The organism is Micromonospora sp. RP3T (assembly GCF_003027925.1).
In the GTDB taxonomy this organism is placed as follows: Bacteria; Actinomycetota; Actinomycetes; order Mycobacteriales; family Micromonosporaceae; genus Micromonospora.
Genome location: NZ_PYPS01000011.1, coordinates 128,309 through 149,688, shown reverse-complemented (window position 1 = coordinate 149,688; position 21,380 = coordinate 128,309). Strand labels below are relative to the sequence as shown.

17 protein-coding genes are annotated in these 21,380 nt (G+C 73.0%); 13 read left to right on the top strand and 4 right to left on the bottom strand.

Features of this window, described 5'->3' with window-relative positions; translation table 11 throughout:
- Positions 1–77 precede the first annotated feature (77 nt).
- The 10 genes from C8054_RS11765 (at position 78) to C8054_RS11720 (ending at position 12,094) form a co-directional block, all read left to right on the top strand.
- Positions 78–458 carry a YccF domain-containing protein gene (locus tag C8054_RS11765; RefSeq protein WP_199199704.1) on the top strand — a complete coding sequence of 127 codons (381 nt, stop codon included), beginning with the start codon at positions 78–80 and terminating at the stop codon, positions 456–458.
- Positions 459–641: 183 nt separating this feature from the next.
- The gene (locus tag C8054_RS11760; RefSeq protein WP_199199702.1) at positions 642–1,412 is read left to right on the top strand and encodes an FkbM family methyltransferase; all 771 of its coding nucleotides are present in this window, start codon (positions 642–644) and stop codon (positions 1,410–1,412) included.
- A 225-nt stretch (positions 1,413–1,637) separates the two neighbouring features.
- Positions 1,638–2,639 carry a LacI family DNA-binding transcriptional regulator gene (locus tag C8054_RS11755; protein WP_107156804.1) on the top strand — a complete coding sequence of 334 codons (1,002 nt, stop codon included), beginning with the start codon at positions 1,638–1,640 and terminating at the stop codon, positions 2,637–2,639.
- Between the two features lie 122 nt (positions 2,640–2,761).
- Entirely contained in the window at positions 2,762–4,441 is a 1,680-nt protein-coding gene (locus C8054_RS11750) for an ABC transporter substrate-binding protein (protein WP_107156803.1), read from the top strand.
- Between the two features lie 92 nt (positions 4,442–4,533).
- Positions 4,534–5,625, top strand: a complete 1,092-nt coding sequence (locus C8054_RS11745; protein ID WP_107156802.1) for an ABC transporter ATP-binding protein — start codon at positions 4,534–4,536, stop codon at positions 5,623–5,625.
- Complete coding sequence (locus C8054_RS11740) at positions 5,622–6,599, top strand: ABC transporter permease (protein WP_107156801.1); 978 nt, start codon at positions 5,622–5,624, stop codon at positions 6,597–6,599. Before C8054_RS11745 ends, C8054_RS11740 begins: the two co-directional genes overlap by 4 nt.
- Positions 6,600–6,602: 3 nt before the next feature.
- Positions 6,603–7,637 carry an ABC transporter permease gene (locus C8054_RS11735; RefSeq protein ID WP_199199700.1) on the top strand — a complete coding sequence of 345 codons (1,035 nt, stop codon included), beginning with the start codon at positions 6,603–6,605 and terminating at the stop codon, positions 7,635–7,637.
- Entirely contained in the window at positions 7,634–8,641 is a 1,008-nt protein-coding gene (locus tag C8054_RS11730; protein WP_107156800.1) for an ABC transporter ATP-binding protein, read from the top strand. Before C8054_RS11735 ends, C8054_RS11730 begins: the two co-directional genes overlap by 4 nt.
- A 34-nt stretch (positions 8,642–8,675) precedes the next feature.
- Entirely contained in the window at positions 8,676–10,085 is a 1,410-nt protein-coding gene (locus C8054_RS11725) for a GH1 family beta-glucosidase (RefSeq protein ID WP_107156799.1), read from the top strand.
- Between the two features lie 125 nt (positions 10,086–10,210).
- Positions 10,211–12,094, top strand: a complete 1,884-nt coding sequence (locus C8054_RS11720; RefSeq protein WP_306766813.1) for a ricin-type beta-trefoil lectin domain protein — start codon at positions 10,211–10,213, stop codon at positions 12,092–12,094.
- A 68-nt stretch (positions 12,095–12,162) separates the two neighbouring features.
- Here C8054_RS11720 and C8054_RS11715 read toward each other — a convergent pair whose 3' ends face one another.
- A complete protein-coding gene (locus C8054_RS11715; RefSeq protein ID WP_107156797.1) occupies positions 12,163–13,404 on the bottom strand; it encodes an ROK family transcriptional regulator in 1,242 nt (413 codons plus the stop codon).
- Between the two features lie 117 nt (positions 13,405–13,521).
- Between C8054_RS11715 and C8054_RS11710 the strand changes: the two genes are divergently transcribed.
- The 3 genes from C8054_RS11710 (at position 13,522) to C8054_RS11700 (ending at position 17,377) form a co-directional block, all read left to right on the top strand.
- Positions 13,522–14,883: a glycosyl hydrolase family 18 protein gene (locus C8054_RS11710; RefSeq protein WP_107156796.1), complete on the top strand. Its 1,362-nt coding sequence runs from the start codon at positions 13,522–13,524 to the stop codon at positions 14,881–14,883.
- Between the two features lie 224 nt (positions 14,884–15,107).
- A complete protein-coding gene (gene sthA, locus C8054_RS11705) occupies positions 15,108–16,511 on the top strand; it encodes a Si-specific NAD(P)(+) transhydrogenase (RefSeq protein ID WP_107156795.1) in 1,404 nt (467 codons plus the stop codon).
- Positions 16,512–16,516: 5 nt separating this feature from the next.
- Positions 16,517–17,377: a class I SAM-dependent methyltransferase gene (locus C8054_RS11700; protein WP_233219596.1), complete on the top strand. Its 861-nt coding sequence runs from the start codon at positions 16,517–16,519 to the stop codon at positions 17,375–17,377.
- A gap of 131 nt (positions 17,378–17,508) precedes the next feature.
- On the opposite strand, the gene C8054_RS11695 is transcribed toward C8054_RS11700, so the two are convergent.
- The 3 genes from C8054_RS11695 to C8054_RS11685 are packed head-to-tail and all read right to left on the bottom strand — an operon-like array spanning position 17,509 to position 21,347.
- Positions 17,509–19,296 (bottom strand): gamma-glutamyltransferase family protein, encoded by a 1,788-nt coding sequence (locus tag C8054_RS11695; RefSeq protein WP_107156793.1) that lies wholly within the window; start codon positions 19,294–19,296, stop codon positions 17,509–17,511.
- A gap of 36 nt (positions 19,297–19,332) precedes the next feature.
- A complete protein-coding gene (locus C8054_RS11690) occupies positions 19,333–20,370 on the bottom strand; it encodes an ABC transporter ATP-binding protein (RefSeq protein ID WP_233219595.1) in 1,038 nt (345 codons plus the stop codon).
- A complete protein-coding gene (locus C8054_RS11685; RefSeq protein ID WP_107156836.1) occupies positions 20,367–21,347 on the bottom strand; it encodes an ABC transporter ATP-binding protein in 981 nt (326 codons plus the stop codon). The genes C8054_RS11690 and C8054_RS11685 overlap by 4 nt, the downstream gene beginning before the upstream one ends.
- Positions 21,348–21,380: the final 33 nt, after the last annotated feature.

Sequence of the window (21,380 nt, the reverse complement as noted above, 5' to 3'; positions counted from 1 at the left end):
CCGCGGTGTCGGACCGACGGCACGTGGCCGTCACGCCGGCGGTGGGAGAGCTTGCCGGCGGCGGGCACCATGGAGTGGTGATCCGCTTCCTGCTGAACCTGTTGTGGCTCGTCTTCGGCGGCGGCATCGTCCTGGCCCTGGGCTACGGCGTGGCCGCCCTGATCTGCTTCGTCCTGGTCGTCACCATCCCGTTCGGCGTGGCCTCGCTGCGCCTGGCCTCGTACGCGCTGTGGCCGTTCGGGCGCACGCTCGTGCCGAAGCCGGGCGCCGGCGTCCCGTCCGGGCTGGCGAACGTGCTCTGGGTGCTGCTGGCCGGCTGGTGGCTGGCCCTGTCGCACATCCTCGCCGGGGTCGCGCTCTGCGTGACGATCATCGGCATCCCGTTCGGGGTGGCCAACTTCAAGCTGGTCCCGGCCGCGCTCTGGCCGCTCGGCCAGGAGGTAGTCGAAACGCCCTGACCGAGCCGTTCCGCCCGCCCTCGGGCAGCTCCCGCTTCTGGTCGGCCCTTTCGAGCTGATGGCAGAAACGACTCAGAGCCCGTCGCCGGCTCACACCCGCTAGAGCATCCTAGGAGGATAGTGTGATCGGTGGAAAGACTGAACGCGGCTCGCCTTTCGGTACGGGTGACTACGGTCGGTGAGATGAGGGGTCGGAACGGGGTGATCGAGGCGCTCAAGACGGATCCGGCGCTGGCCGGACTGCGCCGCTCGCTGGACTTCTACCACGGTGACCCGGCCCGTGAGGCCGCGTTGGACGCGTTCTACCGGCCGCTGGTGCGCGCCGGCGACCTGGTCCTCGACATCGGTGCGCACGTGGGTGACCGACTGGCCAGCTTCCGTCGGCTCGGCGCCCGGGTGGTGGCCGTGGAGCCGCAGCCGCTCTGCGCGCGGGTGCTGCGCGCCCTGCACGCCGGCGACGAGGCGGTCACCGTGGTGGAGGCGGCCTGCGGGTTGACCACCGGACCGGTGCGGCTGCACGTGAACTCCGCCAACCCGACCGTCTCCACCGCCTCCCCCGGCTTCGTCCGGGCCGCCGGGCAGGCCGCCGGCTGGGCGGGTGAGACCTGGGACGCCGAGATCGAGGTGGCCGGCACCACCCTGGACGCGCTCGTCGCCGAGCACGGCGTACCGGCGTTCATCAAGATCGACGTGGAGGGTTTCGAGGACGCGGTGCTGGCCGGGCTGAGCCGGCCGGTGCCGGCCCTGTCGTTCGAGTTCACCACCATCGCGCGGGACCTGGCCGGGCGCTGCCTGGACCGGCTCACGGCGCTGGGCTTCACCGGGTTCGCCGTGGCACTCGGCGACGAGATGGGGTTCGCGCTGCCCGGCTGGCGGTCGGCCGCCGAGGTGACGGCGTACCTGTGCGCGGTGCCGCACGAGGCGAACGCCGGCGACGTGTACGCGCGGAGCTGACTTCGGTCCACATCGGACGACCGCCCTGCCATCGCATCGACGCTGCTCACCGGCTTGATCCACGCATCCGCTGCCCCACCGCTTTTTTCAGGGTTCGAACTTAGCCGTGGTTTGTTACCTGGCCGTTATTGACGGGACCGGCGCCACTTCGGTTGACTGCCACGGAACCGCTACCGCAACCGGTTCCGAAACATCCCGCTCACCCCTGCGACCCGGGAGCGTCACGTGCCGATCACCATCGCCGACGTCGCCACCCGGGCCGGGGTGAGCAAGACGACCGTCTCGCGGGTGCTCAACGGCAAGGGCGAGGTGCACATCCGCACCGCCGACCGGGTCCGCGCCGTGATCAGCGACCTCGGGTACGTGCCCAGCGCCCGCGCGGTCGGCCTGGCCCGGGGGCGTACCCGGGTGGTCGGCATGCTGGTGCCGGCGCTGACCTGGCCGTGGATGGGCGAGGTGCTCCAGGGCGCGGCCGACACGGTGGAGGCCGCCGGCTACGGCATGCTGCTGTTCACCTGCACCCACGGCGACGAGTCGATGCGCCGCTTCGCCTCCCAGGTCTCCGCGAAGTCCTTCGACGGCCTGCTCGTGGTCGAACCCGAGGGCACCCTGGACTACATCACCGGGCTGCACCGCCGTGGCCTGCCGGTGATCCTGATCGACGACCGCGGTCACCAGCCCGGCTTCCCGTCGGTGCGGACCACCAACGAGGCCGGCGCGCGGGCCGCCGCCGCGCACCTGCTGGCGCTCGGCCGCCGGCGACCACTCGTCATCACCGGCCTGCGCCGGTTCGGCTGCACCCGGGAACGGCTCGCCGGCTTCGCCGGCGGCTACGCCGACGCCGGCGTACCCATCGAGCCGGCGCGGGTGGTGGAGGGCGACTTCACGTTCGAGTGCGGGCGCGCGGCGGTGCGCCGGCTGCTCGCCCACGGCGTGCCGTTCGACGCGGTCTTCGCGCACAACGACCTCTCCGCCGCCGGCGCGCTCCAGGCGCTGCGCGACGCCGGCCGACGCGTCCCGCAGGACGTGGCGGTGGTCGGCTTCGACGACCTGCCGCTGGCCGGGCACACCCACCCGCCGCTCAGCTCGGTGCACCAGCCGCTCCGGGAGATGGGCGCGGCCGCCGCCCGGCTCCTCATCGCCCACCTCACCGGCACGCCGCTGCCGGACACCCCGACCGTCATCCCCACCGGCTTCGCCGCCCGCGCCTCCACCCGCGTCACCTGAGCAGTCACCCCCGCCGAACCCGGCGACCACGCCGACGGGCCCGCCCGCCGGTGGCACCACCGCACACCCTCCATCCACCACATCCCGCCCGAGGACATGCGGGACCACCGAGGGAGACCTCCATGAGAAGAAGGCACCTCCTCGCCGTCGCGCTGGCCGGCGCGATGGTCACCACCACGGTCGCCGCGTGCGGCGACAGCCCGAACGCGAACAAGAAGAGCGGCCAGGCCGCGACCGTGCTGAACGTCGGCATGCCCAACGGCCCGCAGGCGGAGAACAACAACCCGTTCCTGACCACCTCGGCCGCGGCGTCGCTGGGCTACCGCTGGCAGATCTACGAGCCGCTGATGATGTGGAACCCGGTCAAGCCGGCGGACCCGTTCAAGCCGTGGCTGGCCAGCAAGGCCGAGTGGTCGCCGGACTACAAGTCCGTGAAGGTGACCGTCCGCGACAACGCCACCTGGTCGGACGGGCAGAAGGTCACCGCCGAGGACGTGGCGTTCACCTACAACCTGGTCAAGAAGTTCCCGGCGCTCAACGACCAGGGCGTGCCGTACACGGACGCGGTCGCGACCGGCAACGAGGTCACCATCTCGATGTCCAGCCCGCAGTTCGTCAACCAGCAGAAGGTGCTGTGGCGGGTGCCGATCGTGCCGAAGCACCTGTGGGAGAAGATCGCCGACCCGACCACCGACCCGGTGAAGCAGCCGGTCGGCAGCGGGCCGTACACGCTCAAGTCGTTCACGCCGGCCACCACCACGCTGACCGTGCGGGACAAGGGCTACTGGCAGGACGCGCCGAAGGTGAAGGAGCTGCGTTTCACCTCGTACACCGACAACAGCGCGCAGACCACCGCGCTGGCCAACGGCGAGTCGGAGTGGAGCTTCGTCTTCATCCCCAACTACCAGACCGTGTTCGTGGCCAAGGACCAGAAGAACCACAAGGTGTGGGCGCCGCCGGTGCTGGGCATCCACGGCCTCTACCTGAACACCACGAAGAAGCCGTTCGACGACCCGACCCTGCGTAAGGCGATGAACATGGTCGTCGACCGGGCGGACATCTTCACCACCGCCGAGGCCGCGTACTTCCACCCCGAGGTCAAGAGCGTGACCGGGCTGCCCAGCCCGGCCGGGGACCCGTTCATCGCGGCGGAGTACAAGGGCCAGGAGCACAAGGTCGACGTCGAGGGCGCCAAGGCGCTGCTCACCGGCGCGGGCTACAAGCTCGACGGCACCACGCTCAAGGACAAGGGCGGCAAGCCGGTGACGATCAAGCTGACCGACCCGGCCGGCTGGTCCGACTACCAGACCAGCCTGGAGATCGTGAAGGACAACCTGTCCAAGATCGGCATCGCGGCGACCATCGACAAGGCCAACCAGGACGCCTGGTTCCGCAACGTGGAGCAGGGCAACTTCGACGCCACGTTCCGATGGACCGAGAGCGGCGCGACGCCGTACGACATCTACCGGACGATCATGGACGGCCGGGTGCTCAAGCCGATCGGCACCGCCTCGCCGGCCGGCAACTTCGGCCGCTTCGAGGACAAGGCGGCTACCGACGCGCTGATCGCGTACGCCAACGCCACCGACGACGCCGCCCGCACCACCGCGCTCGCCACGCTCCAGAAGATCTTCGTCGAGCAGGTGCCGATGATCCCGGTCGGCGCGGACAACATCGGCGGCGCGTACAGCGCGAAGAACTGGACCGGCTGGCCGGACGACTCGAACCCGTACGGCGCGCTCCAGCCCACCCAGCCCAACGCGGTGGACGTGGTGCTGCACCTCAAGCCGACCGCCGGCTGACCCGGCGTCGTCTCCCCGGCCGGCCCGCCCGCCGGCCGGCCGGGGAGACGACGCCCGCCCCTCACCCCGGCAACCCCAGACAGGAATTCGGCATGACGACGACCGAGAGCGCCCCGGCGCCGGCCGACGAGGTGGTGCTGGAGGCCGTCGGCCTGACCAAGCACTTCCCGGTCCGCCGGCGGCTGCGCGACCTCCTCTCCCGGACCTCGGCGGTGGTGCACGCCGTCGACGACGTCTCGATCGCGCTGCGCCGCGGCCGGGTGACCGCGCTGGTCGGCGAGTCCGGCTCCGGCAAGTCCACGGTGGCCCGGCTGCTGGCCCAGCTCTATCCGCGCACCGCCGGCGACATCCGGCTGCACGGCGTCCCGATCCGGGTCCGCGGCGGCCGGCGCTTCCGGGCGTACGTGCGCCGGGTGCAGCTGATCCTGCAGGACCCGTTCGCCTCGTTGAACCCGGTGCACACCGTGCGCTACCACCTCACCCGGTCGCTGCGCATCCACGGCAACGCCGGCGACGGCGCGGACGGGCTGGAGAAGGCCCTCGCGGACCTGCTCACCCGGGTCAGCCTCACCCCGCCCGAGCGCTACCTCGACGCGTTCCCGCACGAGTTGTCCGGCGGCCAGCGCCAGCGCGTCGCCATCGCCCGGGCGCTCGGCGCGGACCCGGAGGTGCTGCTCGCCGACGAGCCGGTCTCCATGCTGGACGTCTCGATCCGCCTCGGCGTGCTCAACCTGCTCCAGGACCTCAAGGACCGGCTGAACCTGGCCATCCTCTACATCACCCACGACATCGCCTCGGCCCGCTACTTCGCCGACGAGACGATCGTCATGTACGCCGGGCGGATGGTCGAGGGCGGCGACAGCGAGACGGTCACCCAGCGGCCGGCGCACCCGTACACCCGGTTGCTCATCGATTCGGCACCGGACCCGGAGCGGATCACCGGCGCGGGCGCGGACGCCGACCCGGCGACCGAGCGCGGGCACGGTGAGCCGCCGAGCCTGATCCGCCCGCCGGCCGGCTGCCGGTTCCACCCGCGCTGCCCGCACGCCATGCCCCGGTGCGCCACCGACCTTCCGCCGCCGATCCCGATCGACGACCGGGCCGGGCACTGGGCGGCGTGCTGGCTGTTCGACCCGGCCACCGTGGCGGCGGAGGCAACCGTGCCCGAGGAGGTGGCCCGGTGAGGTTCCTGCTGCAACGGATGGCCTTCTACCTGTTCACCGCCTGGGCGGCGATCACGCTCAACTTCTTCATCCCCCGGATCGTGCCGGGCGACCCGGTGCAGTCGCTGATCTCCCGTAACCAGGGTCGGATCAGCGCCGACGCGATCGCCTCGCTGCGGGTGCTGTTCGGGCTGGACTCTGACCGCAGCCTGTGGGAGCAGTACGTCGCCTACTGGGGACAGCTCCTGCACGGCGACCTGGGCCTGTCGTTCACGTTCTTCCCGGCGCCGGTGTCGGAGGTGATCGGGAGCAGCCTGCCGTGGACGGTCGGCCTGGTCGGCGTCACCACCGTGGTCAGCTTCCTGCTCGGCACCGCGCTGGGCGTGGGCGCCGGCTGGCGACGCGGCTCGTGGATCGACGGGCTGCTGCCGGCCACCACGTTCCTCTCCTCGATCCCCTACTTCTGGCTGGGTCTGGTGGCGATCGCGTTGTTCGCCGGGCCGGGCAGCTTCTTCCCCTCCTCCGGCGGCTACGAGCCGGGCCTGGTGCCGGCGTTCGACGCGTACTTCATCCCGAGCGCGCTGCAGCACAGCATCCTGCCCGCGGCGACCATCCTGGTCTCCTCGATGAGCGGCTGGATCCTCAGCATGCGCAACATGATGGTCACCGTCGCCAGCGAGGACTACATCACGGTGGCGCACGCCAAGGGGCTCTCCGAGCGCCGGGTGGCGCTCAGTTACGCCGCGCGCAACGCGTTGCTGCCCAACGTCTCCGGCTTCGCGTTGTCGCTGGGCTTCATCGTCGGCGGCACGCTGCTGGTGGAGATCGTCTTCTCCTATCCGGGTCTGGGGTTCCAGCTCTTCCAGGCCGTCGGCAGCAAGGACTACCCGCTCATGCAGGGCATCTTCCTGATCATCACGATCTCGGTGCTGGTGGCGAACCTGCTCGCCGACGTCGCGTACCTGCTCCTCGACCCGCGGACCCGAAAGAGCTGAGCGATGACAATCTCCCCGTCGAGCATCGAGCAGGTCATCCCCGGTCAGGGCGCGATGGCGCAGCCGTCGGCCCGGGCGCGGCGCCGCCGGTTCCGCTTCGTGGCCAACGCCAAGGCCGCGACCGGCCTGGCCCTCCTCGGCGTGTACGTGCTGCTGGCGGTGATCGGGCCGTGGATCGCGCCGTACGACCCGGACGCGCGGAGCGCGGACGTGCTCCAGGCGCCGTCGACCCGGCACTGGTTCGGCACCACCCACCTCGGGCAGGACATCTTCAGCCAGATCCTGGTGGGCGCGCGCAGCGTGATGGTGGTGGGCCTGATCGCCGGCGTGCTGGCCACGATCCTGTCCGTCCTGATCGGGGTGACCGCCGGCTACCTGGGCGGCGCGGCCGACGAGGGCCTCTCCGCGCTGTCCAACGTGTTCCTGGTGATCCCGGCGCTGCCGCTGATCATCATCGTGGCGTCGCTCGTCGACCAGGCCGGCGACCTGCTGGTCGCGCTGATCATCGGGCTCACGTCGTGGGCGTGGGGCGCCCGGGTGCTGCGCGCCCAGACGCTGTCGCTGCGGCGCCGCGACTACGTCGAGGCGGCGCGGGCCAACGGCGAGCGGACCTGGCGGATCATCGGCTTCGAGGTCCTGCCGAACCTGACCGCGATCATCGCCTCCGGCTTCGTCGGCACGGTGATCTTCGCGGTGATGTCGGAGATCACCCTGGCGTTCATCGGCATCTCGTCGGTCAGCTCCTGGAACTGGGGCACCATCCTGTTCTGGGCCCAGGGCCAGCAGGCGCTCGCGCAGGGCGCGTGGTGGTGGTTCGTGCCGGCCGGGCTGGCCATCGCGCTGCTCGGCACCGCGCTCGCGCTGATCAACTTCGGCATCGACGAGTTCGTCAGCCCTCGGCTACGCACCGGCGGCCGGACCCGGATCCGCACCGCGGACGGCCGCACGGTGCGGATGCGGGTCGGCTTCACCCCGGTGCTGGCCCCGACGGCGGCCCCCGTCGAGATGCAGGACACCCGAAAGGACCAGACCCGATGAGCGACCAGGTGCTGGAGATCCGCGGGCTGTGCGTCGACTACGGCGTCGGCGCGGACGCGGTGCGGGCGGTCCGCGACGTGGACCTGACGTTGCACCGCGGTGAGGTGCTCGGCCTGGCCGGGGAGAGCGGCAGCGGCAAGTCCACCCTGGCGTACGGGCTGACCCGACTGCTGCCGCCGCCCGGCGTGGTCAGCGGCGGCCAGGTGATCTACCACCCGACCGACGGCCCGCCGGTGGACGTGCTGACGCTGAGCCCCGCCCGGCTGCGCGAGTTCCGCTGGGCGGAGACGTCGATCGTGTTCCAGGGCGCGATGAACTCGCTCAACCCGGTGCACCGGGTCTCCACCCAACTCCTCGACGTGATCAAGGCGCACGAGCCGAAGAGCACCGCGGCCGGCCGGCGGGCCCGCGCGAAGGACCTGCTGCGCCTGGTCGGCATCGCCGCCGACCGGCTGGACAGCTACCCGCACCAGCTCTCCGGCGGCATGCGGCAACGCGTCATGATCGCCATGGCGCTGGCGCTGGAGCCGCAACTGGTCATCATGGACGAGCCGACCACCGCGCTGGACGTGGTGATGCAACGGCAGATCCTCGGCCAGCTCACCGAGCTGCGCGAGCGGCTCGGCTTCGCGGTGCTGTTCATCACCCACGACCTGTCGCTGCTGGTGGAGTTCTCCGACCGGATCGCCATCATGTACGGCGGCCGGATCGTCGAGGAGGCGCCCGCCGCCCGGCTGTACGCCGAGCCGCTGCACCCGTACACCGAGGGGTTGCTGCACTCGTTCCCGGCGCTGCACGGGCCGCGCCGGGAGCTGACCGGCATCCCCGGCTCCCCACCGGACCTGCGCGCCATGCCGGCCGGCTGCGCGTTCCACCCGCGCTGCCCGAAGGCGTTCGCGCCGTGCGACGAGCGCCTGCCGGTGCTGGGCCCACCCGGTGTCGACGATCCGACCCGGGCCGTCGCGTGCTGGCTGCACCCGGCCGTCGCCCCCCTGCCCCGCTGAGAAGTCCGAGCCCACCGCTACCGCGAGGAGAACCATGGACACCGACCTCAACCGCCCGAGCCTCGATCAGGCCGACCCGATCGACACGCTGCCGCCGACCTTCCGGTGGGGGGTGGCGACGTCGTCGTACCAGATCGAGGGCGCGGTGGCCGAGGACGGTCGCACGCCGTCGATCTGGGACACCTTCTGCCGGGTCCCGGGGGCGGTGGCCAACGGCGACCACGGCGACGTGGCCTGCGACCACTACCACCGGATGCCGCAGGACGTGGCGCTCATCGCCGACCTGGGGCTGGACACGTACCGGTTCTCGGTGGCCTGGCCGCGGGTGCAGCCGGGCGGGCGCGGGCCGGCCAACGCGGCCGGGTTGGGCTTCTACGACCGGCTGGTGGACGAGCTGCTCGGCCGCGGCGTGGACCCGTGGGTGACGCTCTACCACTGGGACCTGCCGCAGGAGTTGGAGGACGCCGGCGGCTGGCCGAACCGGGACACCGCGTACCGCTTCGCCGACTACGCGGAGCTGGTCTTCGCCGCGCTCGGCGACCGGGTCCGCACCTGGACCACGCTCAACGAGCCGTGGTGCTCGGCGATGCTCGGGTACGCCTACGGCGACCACGCCCCCGGCCGGCGGAACCTGGGCGACGGCATAGCCGCCGCGCACCACCTGCTGCTCGGGCACGGGCTGGCCACCCGGCGGCTGCGCGCGGCGGCGCAGACACCGATCGAGCTGGGGCTGACCGTGAACCTGTCCACCGCCGACCCGGCGACCGACAGCGCGGCGGACCGGGACGCGGCGCGGGCGGCGGACGGGCTGGGCAACCGGCTCTACCTGGACCCGGTGCTGCGCGGGTCGTACCCGCCGGACGTGATCGACGACCTGGCCGCCGAGGGGGTGCGGATCCCGGTCGAGGACGGGGATCTGGACGTCATCGCCACCCCGATCGACGTGCTGGGCGTGAACTACTACTTCGGGCAGCTGCACTCCGGCGTGGACGAGCAGGGCCGGGAGCGCGACGACGACGGCAAGCCGGTGCGCCGGGTGGTCCGCCGGGACCTGCCGCGCACCGCGATGGACTGGGAGATCGTCCCCGAGTCCTTCACCGACCTGCTGGTGCGGCTGCACCGCGACTACCCGGGCGTGCCGATGGTGATCACCGAGAACGGCGCGGCGTTCGACGACGAGCCGGACGCGGAGGGGTTCGTGGCCGACGACGACCGGGTCGGCTACCTGACCGAGCACCTGCGGGCGGTGGCCCGGGCCCGGCAGGCGGGCGCGGACGTGCGGGGCTACTTCGCCTGGTCGCTGCTGGACAACTTCGAGTGGGCGTACGGCTACGACAAGCGGTTCGGCATCGTCCGGGTGGACTACGACACCCAGCGCCGCACCCCGAAGCGCAGCGCGCTGTGGTACCGCGACACCGTCCGGCGGGCGCGCGAGCGGCGCTGATCCGGCGTGCGGGGCGGTCGCGCGGGAGCTTCCCGGGCGACCGCCCCTTTCTTTCATGTCTTGACATAAGCCCGGAACAACGGTTCGCTCATTTACGGATGTCTATTCATCCGGAAGGAGCACCCGTGTCCCCCACCACCGTTGCCCACCTCGCCGGCCGCGTCGCCCTGACGCTCTGCCTCACCGCCGGCGCCCTCGCCCCCACCACCGCGGCCCACGCCGCCGGTGAACGCGTCGACGTCTGGCTCACCACCACCTCCGACAGCGGCGGCCGGACCGTCACCCGCGGGCTGCAACAGCAGAGCCCGCTCGCCTTCGCCGCCACCAGCCCCGGCGCCACGCACACCATCACCGTCGACGAGAACACCCGCTACCAGCCGTTCGAGGGCGCCGGCGCGTCCATCACCGACACCACCGCGTACCTGCTGCGGGGCGGTCCGGTCAGCGCGGCCACCCGGGACGCGGTGATGCGCAAGCTGTTCAGCCCCACCGACGGGATCGGGCTGTCGTTCGTCCGCAACCCGGTCGGCGCGTCCGACCTGTCCCGGCCCGGCAACGTGTCCCTCGACGACACCTGCTGCGACCTCACCGACTTCGGCGCGACCGGCTACGACACGAACGTCGAGCTGCTCACCGCGCAGGCCCGTCAGCTCAACCCGGCGCTGCGGGTGATGGTGGTGCCGTGGAGCGCGCCCGGCTGGATGAAGGACAACGGCCGGATGGACCAGATGGGCTGGCTGAAGTGGGAGCACTACGCCACCTACGCGCAGTACCTGGTCCGGACGCTTCAGGCGTACGCGGCGCGCGGCGTGACCGTCGACTACCTGTCGGTGCAGAACGAGCCGAACTGCTGCCAGGCCGGCAATCCCACCGCGATGGACTATCCCGGCATGAGCTGGAACGCCTCCGGCCTGACGGAACTGACCAAGAACTTCGTCTACCCGGCGTTGCGCGCCGCCGGGATCAGCACGAAGGTGCTGGTGCACGACTGGAACTACGGCGACTACGGCACCATCGGCTCCGGGCTGCTCGCCGACAGCGCGGTCCGCACCGACCCGCTCTTCGGCGGCATCGCCTGGCACGGCTACTTCGGTGACCCGGCGGTCGGCAGCCAGGTGCGCGCGCAGTACCCGGCGGTGCCGCAGTTCAGCACCGAGCACTCCGGAGGCACCTGGATCACCAACCAGCACAACGAGGACATGGCCGACATCGTGAACTACGCCCGGAACTGGAGCCGCAGCGTGGTGAAGTGGAGCCTCGCGGTCAACCAGAACATGGGCCCGCACAACGGCGGCTGCGGCACCTGCACCGGCCTGATCACCGTGCAGGAGGGCGGCGCCCGGGCCGGCCAGGTCGACTACACGATCGAGTACTACACCACCGGCCACCTGACCAGATTCGTCCGGCCCGGAGCGACCCGGATCGACTCCACCGCCAACGGCACGGTGCAGAACGTGGCGTACCGCAACCCGGACGGCTCCAAGGCGCTGCTGGCGCACAACGGCGGCACGTCCGCGCAGTCGGTCCGGGTGGTGTGGGGCGGGCAGTCCTTCAGCTATACGCTGCCGGCCCGCACCACCGCCACGTTCACCTGGTCCGGCACCCAGTCCGGCGGCGGCGCGACGCCGACCGGCCCGGTCACCGGCATCGGCGGGAAGTGCCTGGACGTCACCGACAACACCAGCGCCGACGGCACGCCGGTACAGATCTGGAGCTGCACCGGGGCGGTCAACCAACGCTGGACCCGCGCTGCCGACGGGACGCTGCGCGCGCTCGGCAAGTGTCTGGACGTGGCCGGCGGCGGCACCGCCGACGGCACGAGGGTGCAACTCTGGACCTGCAACGGCAGCGCCGCCCAGCAGTGGACCGCGACCGCCGGGCGGGACCTGGTGAACCCGCAGGCGGACAAGTGCCTCGACGTCACCGGCAACACGTCCGCCGACGGAGCGAAGACCCAGGTGTGGAGCTGCACCGGCGGCGCCAACCAGAAGTGGACGCCGCCCTCCTGACCCCACGGGTGGCCGGGCCGGCGGTGACGCCGGTCCGGCCGCCGCCGTCGGTGACGCCGGCCGGCCGGTCAGCGGCCCGGCGACCGCCGCGCCGGGGCCGGCCGGGCCGCCGGCTCGCGGCGCACGCCGCCGTCGCGCAGCAGCCGGGCCATCGGCAGGGTGGCCGCGCCCATCGCGACCGCGTCCGGTCCGAGCCGGCACAGCTCGACCGAGGTCTGCGCGTACGGCTGGCGCAGCGCGTGCCGCGCGGTCGCCTCGCGGATCGCCGGCAGATGGCGCTCGCCCAGCGCCAGCCCGGCCCAGCCGCCCAGCACCACCCGCTCCGGGTTGAACAGGTTCACCAGGTTGGCCAGGCCGGCGCCGAGGTAGCCGACCGTCTCGTCGATCACGGTGGCGGCGGTGCGGCTGCCGGCGCGCAACAGCTCACCGAACGCGCTCTCCTCGTCTCCGCCGGGCGCCGGGCGGCCCCGGTTGGCCCGCCGGAACCGGTCGAGCACCCCCTCCGCCCCGACGTACGCCTCGAGGCAGCCGAGGTTGCCGCAGCGGCAGCGCCGGCCCCCGTACACGATGGTGGTGTGGCCCCACTCGCCGGCGCTGCTGTGCGCGCCGCGGTAGCCGACGCCGTCGGCGACCACGCAGGCCCCGACACCGGACCCGACCAGGACGACCACCGCGTGCCGGACGCCCCGGCCGGCGCCGAACCACATCTCGGCCTGGCCGAGCGTCTTGGCGCCGTTGTCGATGTGCACCGGCACGTCGGTGCCGGCGCGCAGCATCGCGCCGAGCGGGACGGCGTCCCAGCCGAGCGTCTGCGCGTGCACCACCGCGTCGGCGGCGCGCTCGACCGTGCCGGAGACCGCGACGCCGAAGCCGAGCACCGCGGCCGGGTCGACGCCCGCCTGTTCGGTCACCGCGGCGAGGCCGTGCAGCAGGTGCGTGGCGACCTGTCCCGGGTCGGGCTCGGCGGCGGCGATCGGGTACTCCGCCTTGGCCAGCGCGGTCATGGTCAGGTCGAACAGCTCGACCTGCACCCGGGTCTCGCCCACGTCGGCGCCGACCAGGTAGCCGTGGCCGGGGGCGACCCGCAGCAGCACCCGGGGACGACCGCCGTCGGACTCCACCGAGCCGGCCTCCTCGACCAGCCCTTCGGTGATCATCTCGCCGACCAGGTTGCTCACGCTGGCCAGGCTCAACGCGGTGGACTGACCCAGCTCGTGCCGGCTGAGCGGGCCGTCCAGCCAGATCCGGGTGAGCAGGACCGACCGGTTGGCCCGGCGCATGTCGCGCACCGTGGTGCGTCTGGCGTCCACGTCCGCCGCCGTCCTTCCTGTATTTCACGTCCTGAACGAAGTGCTGACAGACTACTGCGCATTTACACTTAACAAAGTTAACTGATAACCTCCGCCGCATCGATGAGGAGGTATGTCATGCGACTCGGACGTGGGACGACCGCTCTACTCGGTGGCGTCGCGCTGCTCGCCGCCACCGTGGCCCTGCCCGCCGCCGGTGGCTTCGCCGCCGCCGCGAACCCCACCGCGCTGGTGGCCTGCGACGCGCCCACCTGGGCCGAGGGCGTCACCTGGACCGCCGGCAGCCGGGCCAGCTACGCCGGCCGGCTCTACCAGGCGTTGGTCACGCACACGCCGCCGGTCGGCGCGGGCTGGACGCCGGCCGCCGTACCGGCGCTCTGGACCGACCTCGGCGCCTGCACCGGCGGCACCCCGTCACCCAGCCCGACCACCCGGCCACCCTCGCCCACGCCCAGCCCCACCGCGTCCCCCTCCCCCACCCGGACCCCCACGCCGACCCCGACCGCGACGTCCACGCCGGGCGGTGACACCTGCGCGCCGCGGTCCCGGCCGACCGGCAAGGTGCTCCAGGGCTACTGGGAGAACTGGGACGGCGCGGCCAACGGCGTGCACCCCGGACTCGGCTGGATCCCGGTCACCGACGCCCGGATCACCGGCCACGGCTACAACGTGGTCACCGCCGCGTTCCCGGTCATCCGCGCCGACGGCACCGTGCTCTGGGAGGACGGCATGGACGCCGGCGTCCGGGTGCCCACCCCGGCGCAGGTCTGCCAGGCCAAGGCCGCCGGCCTGACCGTGCTGCTCTCCATCGGCGGCGCCGCCGCCGGCATCGACCTCAGCTCCGCCGCCGTCGCCGACCGGTTCGTCGCCACCGTGGTGCCGATCCTCAAACGGCACAACTTCGACGGCATCGACATCGACATCGAGACCGGGCTGACCGGCAGTGGGAACATCAACCAGCTCTCGCCGTCGCAGGCCAACCTGATCCGGATCATCGACGGGGTGCTGGCCCAGATGCCGGCCGGGTTCGGGCTCACCATGGCGCCGGAGACCGCGTACGTCACCGGCGGTAGCGTCACCTACGGCTCGATCTGGGGCGCGTACCTGCCGATCGTGAAGAAGTACGCCGACAACGGCCGGCTGTGGTGGCTGAACATGCAGTACTACAACGGCTCCATGTACGGCTGCGCCGGTGACTCGTACCCGGCCGGCACCGTGCAGGGCTTCACCGTGCAGACGCAGTGCCTGAACAACGGGCTCACCGTCCAGGGCGTCACCATCCGCGTCCCGTACGACAAGCAGGTCCCCGGCCTGCCGGCGCAGCCCGGCGCGGGCGGCGGCTACCTGAGCCCGTCGCTGGTCAGCCAGGCCTGGCAGTCCGTGCCGGGACTCAAGGGGCTGATGACCTGGTCGATCAACTGGGACGGGTCCAAGGGCTGGACGTTCGGCGACAACGTCCGGGCGCTCCAGGGCCGCTGAGCCGGTCCGGGGCCCCGCCGACCCGCGGGGCCCCGGACCCGGTCAACCGACCTTGATCTGCTTCGGCGTGGTCTTCGAGTCGAGGTGAGGCCGGGCGGCGAGCAGCGGCGCGAGAAGCAGGATCAGCGGTACGCGGCGGCGCATCCGCGCACCGTACGGGAATGATCCACTTCTGGGGATCCCTCCGCTGGCGTCCGCCGCGACATGCTGCCAGGCTGTCGGGCGTGTATGACTACGACCTGCTGGTGCTGGGCTCCGGACCGAGTGGACAGAAGGCGGCGATCGCCGCGGCCAAGCTGGGCCGTCGCGTCGCCGTCGTGGACCGTCGCGACATGCTCGGCGGGGTGTGCATCAACACCGGCACCGTGCCGTCCAAGACGCTGCGCGAGGCGGTCCTCTACCTGACCGGGCTGAGCCAGCGTGACCTCTACGGAAGCAGCTACCGGGTCAAGGAGGACATCACCGTCGCCGACCTGGCCGCCCGGACCCAGCACGTGATCGGCCGGCAGACCGACGTGATCCGCGACCAGCTGGCCCGCAACCGGGTCACGATGATCACCGGCACCGGCCGGTTCGCCGACGCGCACGCGGTCTGGGTCGACGCCGGCTCCGGCCGGGAGACCCGGGTCAGCTTCGACAAGGCGGTCATCGCCGCCGGCACCCGCCCGGCCCGCCCGGACAGCGTCGACTTCGACGACCGGACGATCGTCGACTCCGACGGCGTCATCAACCTGCAGGCCGTGCCGCGCAGCATGGTCGTCGTCGGCGCCGGCGTGATCGGGATGGAGTACGCGTCGATGTTCGCCGCGCTCGGCACCAAGGTGACGGTGGTGGAGCGCCGCGAACGGATGCTCGACTTCTGCGACGAGGAGATCGTCGAGTCGCTCAAGTACCACCTGCGGGACCTGTCCGTGACGTTCCGCTTCGGCGAGGAGGTGGCGTCGGTGGAGAAGCACCGCACCGCCGCGCTCTGCGTGCTGCGCAGCGGCAAGAAGATCGTCGCCGACACAGTGATGTACTCCGCCGGCCGCCAGGGGCAGACCGACGAACTCGCGCTCGAGGCGGCCGGGCTCACCGCCGACCACCGCGGCCGGATCCAGGTCGACGCCGACTACCGCACCGCGGTCGAGAACATCTACGCCGTCGGCGACGTCATCGGCTTCCCGGCGCTCGCCTCCACCTCGATGGAACAGGGCCGCCTGGCCGCGCAGCACGCCTGCGGGGAACCGGCCCGCGCGATGCCGGAACTACAGCCGATCGGCATCTACACCATCCCGGAGATCAGCTTCGTCGGGAAGACCGAGGACGAGCTGACCGACAGCTCCACCCCGTTCGAGGTGGGCATCGCCCGCTACCGGGAACTGGCCCGGGGGCAGATCGTCGGCGACCCGTACGGCATGTTGAAGCTTCTCGTCTCGCCGGCGGACGGGCGGCTGCTCGGCGTGCACGTGTTCGGCACCGGCGCCACCGAGATCGTCCACATCGGGCAGGCGGTGATGGGCTGCGGCGGGACGGTCGACTACCTGCTCGACGCGGTGTTCAACTATCCGACGCTGGCCGAGGCGTACAAGGTGGCGGCGTTGGACGCCGCCAACAAGATCCGCAACATCACCCGGATCGACGGCTGAGCGAGGTGCGGGCGAGCCGGACCGCGGTGCTGGTGTGCCAGGGCCGTGCCGCCGCCGACGGGCGGCTCGCCCCCGGGCGCTTCACCGACCCGACCGCCGCGCCGATGCTGCGCCCGGACGAGCGCGTCGCCGTCGACCGGGTTCGCGCCGGCGCGGCGCCGACCGGCTGGCGGCCCCGGGTCGACTACGAGAGCGTCCGCGCCTGCGCCGAGCTGATGGCGCCCCGCACGGTCGCCGTCGACGACGCCGTCCGGGAGCGGCTCGGCCCGCAGGTGGTGATCCTCGGCGCGGGGCTGGACGGGCGCGCGTGGCGGATGCCGGAACTCGCCGGGGCGGCCGTCTTCGAGGTCGACCAGCCGGCCAGCCAGCGGGACAAGCGCGACCGGGCCGGCGCGCTGCCCGGGGACCCGCCCCGGTTCGTCCCGGTGGACTTCGGCCGGGACCGGCTGGGCGAGGCGCTGGCCGCCGCCGGGCACCGTGCCGACACGCCGACGACCTGGGTCTGGGAGGGCGTCGTGCCGTACCTGACCCGGGCGCAGGTGTCGGCCACGGTCGAGGCGGTGGCCGCCCGTTCCGCGCCCGGCAGCCGGCTCGTGGTCAACTACCAGACGCCCGCGGTGACCACCACGCTCGGGCGGGTGCTGGCCCGGCTGCTGGCGGCCACCACCGGCCGGTCGAGCGTCTGGGCGGACGAGCCGTGGCGCTCGACAAGGACCCCGGCCGCGATGGCCGCCCTGCTCACCCGCAACGGCTTCACCGTCACCCGGACCGAGCACCTGCTCGACGCCGCCCGCCGCCTGGGCACCCCCACCCACCACCCCCGCTCCCTCCGCCACAGCCACCTCACGGTCGCCGACCACCCCTGACCTCCCGCCCCCTCTCTTCCCGCGATCTTGCAGTTGCGGCCCGATGTGAGCCCGGTTTGTCCGCGATACCGGGGCCGAATCTGCAAGATCGACGCGGCGAGGGAGGAGCGGGGACGGGCCGGGACGGGGGGTCAGCGGCCGGTGGCGTAGTTCTGGGCGCCTCGGGGGTTGGCGGCGGCGGACAGGACACCCGTGCGGGGGTCGCGGGTGACGGCGCACAGGCGGCCCAGGCTCCACGGGTCGGCGCGGCGCACGGTGTGGCCCTTCGCGCGCAACGCGGCCAGCACGTCCGGGTCGAGCCGGTCCTCCACCACCAGCACGCCCGGCTCGACCTCGCGCGGGTAGAACGACGCCGGCAGGCTGGTGGTGTGCCACGCCGGCGCGTCGATCGCCTCCTGCAACTCCTGCCCGCCGACGAGGTGGCGCAGCAGGAACAGCAACTGCCACTGGTCCTGCTGGTCGCCGCCGGGCGTGCCGCAGGCCAGCACCGGCTCGCCGGCACGCAGCACCAACGTCGGGCTCAACGTGGTACGCGGACGCCGGCCCGGCCGCAGCGACGACGCCAGCCCCTCCTCCAGCCAGCACATCTGCAGCCGGCTGCCCAGCGGGAAGCCCAGCTCCGGGATGACGGGCGAACTCTGCAACCAGCCGCCGCTCGGGGTGGCCGAGATGATGTTGCCCCACCGGTCCACCACGTCGACGTGGCAGGTGTCGCCGCGGGTCACCCCGTCCGCGCGTACCGTCGGTTCGCCGGTGCTCGGGTCCGGCGGGGCGGGCCGCCGGGCGGCGTGCGCGCCCAGGTGCGCCGGGAGCCGGGGCGACGCGCCCGCCGGATGACCGGGGCGCAGCCCGGTCGCGGCGCGCTCGCCGATCAGCGCGGCCCGCTCAGCGGCGTACGCCGACGAGAGCAGCGCCGCGCCCGGCACGTCGGTGTCGCCGTACCACGCCTCCCGGTCGGCGAAGGCGAGCTTCAACGCCTCGGCCTGGGCGTGGACGCCGTCCACCGTGGACGGGTCCAGCGCCCGGGGATCGTCGAGCGCGTCGAGCGTCGCCAACGCCTGCAACAGCACCGGGCCCTGACCCCAGAAACCGGTCTTCGCCACGGTGTGCCCCCGCCAGTCGAGCGTGACCGGCTCCTCCCAGGTGGCCGACCAGCCGGCCAGGTCGTCGCCGGTGACCAGGCCGGCGTGCGGGCGACCACTGGAGTCACGGAACGGGCGGCGACTGAACCTGTCGATCGCCTCGGCGACAAAACCCTCCCGCCAGGCGCGCCGGGCCGCCTCGATCTGCGCCACCCGGTCCGCCCCGGCATTCCGCCCGGCAGCGACCAGGCGGCGCAGCGTCTCCGCGTACGCCGGGTTGGTGACCATCTCCCCCGGCGTGGGCGGGCGGCCATCGCGCAGCCAGAGCCGCGCGGAGGTCGGCCAGTGCTCGGTGAACAGCGACCGGACCCGCGCCACGGTCTGCCCGGCGGCGCCGACCAGCGGATGACCGGCGGCGGCGTAGCCGATCGCCGGTTCCAGCACCTCCTCGAGCGGGCGGGTGCCGTGGTCGCGCAACAGGAGCAGCCAGGCGTCCACCGCGCCGGGCACCACGGCGGCGAGCGGGCCGGCGCCGGGCACCAGGTCCAGACCGAGCGCGCGGAAGTGCGCGACGGTGGCGCCGGCCGGGGCCGGGCCCTGGCCGCAGAGCACCCGCGGGGTGGGATCGCCGGCCGTGGCCAGGATCGCCGGCACCTCGCCGCCGGGGCCGTTGAGGTGCGGCTCGACCACGTGCAGCACGAAACCGGCGGCGACCGCGGCGTCGAACGCGTTGCCGCCGCGCTCCAGCACGCCCATCGCGGACTGGCTGGCCAGCCAGTGCGTCGAGGAGACCATGCCGAACGTGCCGCGCAGCGTCGGCCGGGTGGTGAACGTCATCGGGCGGCTCCTGCGTGCGACGGCGGCCCGGTGAGCCTACGCCGCGCCGGTGTCGGCGCGCGCCGCGCCGCCGTCCCGGTCCGGCCCGCCGGCGGCAGGGTGCCGCGCGCCGTCCAGCGGGAACAGGCAGGCGGCGTGCTGGCCGGGGCCGACCTCGACCAACGCCGGATCGGTCCCGGCACACGCGTCGCGGGCCTGCGGGCAGCGGGTACGGAAGCGGCAACCGCTGGGCGGGTCCACCGGGCTGGGGATGTCGCCGGAGAGCACGATGCGCCGGCGTTCCCGCTCGACGCGGGGATCGGCCACCGGCACCGCCGACAGCAGCGCCGCCGTGTACGGGTGCGCCGGCCGCTGGTAGATCCGCTCCGGAGGGCCGGTCTCCACGATGCGGCCCAGGTACATCACCGCGATCCGGTCGCTCATGTGCTCGACGGCCGCCAGGTCGTGCGCGATGAACAGGTAGGTCAGCCCGAGATCGCGTTGCAGCCGTCGGAGCAGGTTCATGATCTGCGCCTGGACGCTCAGGTCCAGCGAGGCGATCGGTTCGTCCAGCACGATCAGGTCCGGCTCGCCGGCCAGCGCGCGGGCCACCCCCACCCGTTGACGCTGGCCGCCGGACAGCTCGTGCGGGTGCCGGTCGGCGGTCTCCGGCCGCAGCCCGACCAGTTCCAGCAGCTCCGCCACCCGGGACCGGCGGGCCGCGGCGGAGGTGGCCAGCCGGTGCACCACAAGCGGCTCGGCGACGCTGTCCGCGACCGTACGGCGCGGGTCCAGCGACGCCTGCGGGTCCTGGAACACCATCGCCACGTGCCGGCGCATGCCGCGCAGTCGACGCCGGGACAGCCCTGTCACGTCCGCGCCGGCCACCCGGACCCGGCCGGCGGTCGGGTCGACCAGCCGCATCAACGCCAGGCCGGCGGTGGACTTACCGCTGCCGGACTCACCGACCAGGCCGAGCGTCTCGCCCCGGCGGACGGCCAGGGTGACGCCGTCCACGGCGCGGACCACGCCGGCCGGGGTCGGGAAGTGCACCGCCAGGTCGTCCAGTTCGGCGACCACGTCCGCCGCTGTCATGGCGTCTCTCCCGGATAGAAGGTGCGGACGGTGTGCCCGTCGCCGACCGGCGTCAGCGGGGGCAGCTCGTGCTCGCACCGAGGGTCGGCGCGCACCGGGCAGCGCGGCCAGAACGCGCAGCCCGGCGGCAGGTCGAGCGGGCTCGGCGGGGCGCCCGGAATCGTCACCAGATCCTCGCCCCGGCGGGCCGGGTCCGGCCGCGCCGCGAGCAACGCCCGGGTGTACGGGTGCGTCGGCGCGTCGAACACCGCGTCGACCGGACCCTGCTCGACGATCCGCCCCCCGTACATCACCGCGACGGTGTCCGCGATGCCGGCGACCACGCCCAGGTCGTGGGTGACCCAGACGACCGCGGTGCCGAGCCGCTGCTGGAGGTCGGCGACCAGCTCGACGATCTGCGCCTGGGTGGTGACGTCGAGCGCGGTGGTCGGCTCGTCGGCGATCAGCAGGTCCGGCTCGCACGCCAGCGCCATGGCGATGACGACCCGCTGGCGCATGCCGCCGGAGAACTGGTGCGGGAACGCGTCGACCCGCTGCGCGGCGGACGGGATGCCGACCAGGTCGAGCAGCTCCACCGCCCGGGTTCGGGCGGCGCGTCGGGTCAGCCCGAGGTGCGCCTCGGCCGCCTCGGTGACCTGCCGGCCGACCGGAAGCACCGGGTTGAGCGAGGTCATCGGATCCTGGAACACGAACCCGACGTGCCGGCCGCGCAGCCTGCGCCGGCGGTCGTCGGGCAGCGCGCTCAGCTCGGTGTCGAGCAGCCGGACCCGGCCGGTGACCGTGGCCGCGCGTGGCGCCAGGCCGGTCGCCGCGAGCAGCGTCATGCTCTTGCCGCTGCCCGACTCGCCCACCAGCGCGAACGTCTCGCCGGCCCGTACCTGCCAGGACACGCCGGCCACGGCGCGGGCCGGCCCGCGCCTCGTGCCGACAGTGACGGTGAGGTCCTCGACGGAGAACACGACATCGCCGCTGGTCATGCGGTGCTGGCTGGGCATGCGCTCGTGGCCCTC

Bases quoted from the DNA above. Each gene is read 5' to 3' on its own strand.
- C8054_RS11760 (WP_199199702.1), top strand. From the start codon at position 642: ATGAGGGGTCGGAACGGGGTGATCGAGGCGCTCAAGACGGATCCGGCG.
- C8054_RS11750 (WP_107156803.1), top strand. From the start codon at position 2,762: ATGAGAAGAAGGCACCTCCTCGCCGTCGCGCTGGCCGGCGCGATGGTC.
- C8054_RS11745 (WP_107156802.1), top strand. From the start codon at position 4,534: ATGACGACGACCGAGAGCGCCCCGGCGCCGGCCGACGAGGTGGTGCTG.
- C8054_RS11735 (WP_199199700.1), top strand. From the start codon at position 6,603: ATGACAATCTCCCCGTCGAGCATCGAGCAGGTCATCCCCGGTCAGGGC.
- C8054_RS11730 (WP_107156800.1), top strand. From the start codon at position 7,634: ATGAGCGACCAGGTGCTGGAGATCCGCGGGCTGTGCGTCGACTACGGC.
- C8054_RS11725 (WP_107156799.1), top strand. From the start codon at position 8,676: ATGGACACCGACCTCAACCGCCCGAGCCTCGATCAGGCCGACCCGATC.
- C8054_RS11710 (WP_107156796.1), top strand. From the start codon at position 13,522: ATGCGACTCGGACGTGGGACGACCGCTCTACTCGGTGGCGTCGCGCTG.
- C8054_RS11695 (WP_107156793.1), bottom strand. From the start codon at position 19,296: ATGACGTTCACCACCCGGCCGACGCTGCGCGGCACGTTCGGCATGGTC.
- C8054_RS11690 (WP_233219595.1), bottom strand. From the start codon at position 20,370: ATGACAGCGGCGGACGTGGTCGCCGAACTGGACGACCTGGCGGTGCAC.
- C8054_RS11685 (WP_107156836.1), bottom strand. From the start codon at position 21,347: ATGACCAGCGGCGATGTCGTGTTCTCCGTCGAGGACCTCACCGTCACT.